Consider the following 1,307-nt stretch of genomic DNA (forward strand, 5'->3'; position numbering starts at 1 on the left):
GTTGAATTTTCCGGCATCGGCCGCACGCGGATTTTTGCGGCGATCAATGCTGGGCAACTTGTCGCCCGGAAATTCGGTCGGCGCACAGTCATTTTGCGTCAAGACCTGGAAGCGTTCCTTGGTGCGCTGCCCGCCCGAGCGCCAAAAGAGCTGCCCGCCAATACAATCCGGGCAAGCGCCTTTTTGACCAATAAGGAATTTCTTGGTCAGGAGGCGATTGATGAGCAGATCTTAGATTCATCCGCCGCGACCGACAAGGCCGCACAGTGGCTCGCCAGCACACCGCGCGAGCAGCGTCCGCGGCCGGTCATGGTCGAGCTGCGCGAGCGGCTCGGTCTCAGCGCCGTTGATGCCTGCGCGGCTATCCGCGAGGCGAACCTGATCCGGGCGAGGTCGCCATGAGTTGGTACCGCAAGGTCGACATCCGCGTCTGGAATGACATGAAGTTCCGCCGCCTAAGTGACGACGGCAAGCTGGTCTTCCTTTACCTTTTGACGCATCAATCGATGACGCAGCTCGGTGCCATGCCGGGCACGGCGCCCGGACTAGCTCCGACCTTGAAATGGTCTACGGAACGGTTTCACAAAGGGTTAGCCGAACTGTCCGCAAACAGCATGGTCGAGTATGACGACGAAGCGGGGATTGTCTGCCTGCCCAACTTCCTCCGGTATAATGCTCCGGAAAATCCGAACGTCGTCAAAGCGTGGGGGTCCAGTTACGATATGCTTCCCGAGTGCGATCTAAAAATAAAAACACTCTCAAGGGCTTACGAAGCGCTGAGGGGGAGGCCGAAATCGTTTGTGGAAGCATTTGCCAAACTATTTGGGGAACAGTCGGCGAATGGTTCTGCAAACCATTGGCGGAACGGTACGCCAAATAAGGAACAAGAACCGGAGCCGGAACAAGAGCCGAAAGAATCCGCTTCGGAAGAAGGGTTAGCTTCTACGCGCACGCGCGAAGCCAAGCCCTCCGTTGATGACGAGGACATTTCGTTCGTGCGCGAAGACGATGGATACGTGGATCAAGAGGGGTACGAAGCTCACTGCAGCAAGAGGGAACAGACGAACAACTACGCGGCGCAATCGAGGGGGAAGTAGCCATGACCGCCTCCGCCGGAGGTCACGTAGCTGCTCCTCCGCTGCGGCCGCCGCCAAAACTAGCTAGCCGCCTATCAGAAAGCTTTCGCCAAGGTTACTCGGCGAAGGCACTCGACGGCGGCCAAGACGTTAAGCCGCCTTGATCCACGTGATGGAGGTGGCGCTGGGATGGAGTTGCTACCGATGATCCTCTCGCCGCTGATGCATAGA

At 58.1% G+C, this 1,307-nt stretch carries 2 protein-coding genes; both read left to right on the plus strand.

Annotated elements, in window-relative coordinates; all coding sequences use genetic code 11:
* A partial coding sequence (locus tag X742_RS1000000175110; protein ID WP_051407809.1) for a helix-turn-helix domain-containing protein occupies positions 1 to 402 on the plus strand: 402 nt, incomplete at its 5' end.
* Positions 399 to 1,097 carry a hypothetical protein gene (locus tag X742_RS1000000171845; RefSeq protein ID WP_023775601.1) on the plus strand — a complete coding sequence of 233 codons (699 nt, stop codon included), beginning with the start codon at positions 399 to 401 and terminating at the stop codon, positions 1,095 to 1,097. The genes X742_RS1000000175110 and X742_RS1000000171845, both read left to right, overlap by 4 nt.
* Positions 1,098 to 1,307 lie beyond the last annotated feature (210 nt).

The organism is Mesorhizobium sp. LNHC229A00, assembly GCF_000502415.1.
Lineage (GTDB): Bacteria > Pseudomonadota > Alphaproteobacteria > Rhizobiales > Rhizobiaceae > Mesorhizobium.

Bases quoted from the DNA above. Each gene is read 5' to 3' on its own strand.
- X742_RS1000000171845 (WP_023775601.1), top strand. From the start codon at position 399: ATGAGTTGGTACCGCAAGGTCGACATCCGCGTCTGGAATGACATGAAG.